This window comes from Stenotrophomonas sp. 05L44_2 (assembly GCF_056665995.1).
The window spans coordinates 1-1,186 of the sequence record NZ_JBFTNR010000974.1; the positions used below are offsets into that span (position 1 = coordinate 1).

The window sequence follows — 1,186 nt, forward strand, 5'->3', positions numbered from 1 at the left end:
ACAACATCCGCGCCAACGCCGTTGCCGTGCCACGCTCGGCCGAGCCGTTCGATGACGAGACGGTCGACAGCTTCGAGATCGGCAGCAAGATGGCCTTCCTCGACCAGCGCCTGTTCCTGAACCTGTCGGCGTTCCACAACAAGTACAAGGACATCCAGCTGTCGGTGTTCACCGGCATCGATACCAACGGCGACGGTGTCGACGATGCCTTCTTCGGCGATTTCACCAATGCCGGCGCCGGCACCATCAACGGCCTGGAAATCGAGTACCAGTACCTGCCCAGCCAGCACTGGCTGATCTCCGGCAACCTGGCCTGGCTGGATGCCAAGTATGACGAGTACTTGGACCGCGGCGTCAATGTGGCCAAGCAGATGAAGTTCACCAACGCGCCGGACTTCTCGGGCGCGTTGAACGTGGAGTACCGCACCGACCTGGCCAATGGCAGCAACCTGTCCGCACGGGTGAGCTACAGCTACCAGAGTGAAGTGTGGCCGACCACCGATCTGAGCCCGGTGATCCGCCAGGACGGCTACGGGCTGGTCAATGCCGGCGTGACCTGGAAGCTTGACGATGCCTGGACCTTCTCGCTGCAGGGTACCAACCTGGCCGACAAGGAGTACCGCACCACCGGTTACAACATTCCGGCGGTCGGCACGCTGATTGGTTTCTATGGGCCGCCGCGCCAATATAGCCTCAGCGTCCGTTACGATTTCTAGGAAGCTTCTGCATGACACCGTCTTACGATGATCTGTACTGGAAAAGTGACGATGGCCTGCGCCTGCATGCGCGTGACCATGCTCCTGCAGGCGCACAGCCGGCGCGCGGCACCGTGGTCTGCATCCCCGGCCTGACCCGCAATGCCGCCGACTTCGATGCGCTGGCCGCATCGCTGACTGCTGCGGGTTGGCGGGTGATCGCGGTTGACCTGCGAGGACGCGCAGGTTCGGAACGCGCATCGGACCCGTCCAGCTACAACCCGCGCACCTATGCCGACGACATGGTGGCGCTGCTGCGGTCGCAGAACATCGACAAGGCGGTATTCGTCGGCACCTCGCTGGGGGTGCTGGTCACCATCACCCTGGCCTCGCGTGCGCCCGGGCTGATCGCCGCGGCAGTTCTGAACGATGCCGGCCCCAAGGTGCCGCGCGAAGCGCTGGCACGGATCGGCAAGTACGCCGGCAAGCCC

At 63.7% G+C, this 1,186-nt stretch carries 2 protein-coding genes; both read left to right on the forward strand.

The genetic code is table 11. From position 1 onward, the window contains the following. The coding region (locus AC1VAN_RS22440; protein WP_480986811.1) for a TonB-dependent receptor domain-containing protein at positions 1-716 on the forward strand (716 nt) is incomplete at its 5' end. Between the two features lie 11 nt (positions 717-727). Then, the coding region (locus AC1VAN_RS22445; RefSeq protein WP_480986812.1) for an alpha/beta fold hydrolase at positions 728-1,186 on the forward strand (459 nt) is incomplete at its 3' end.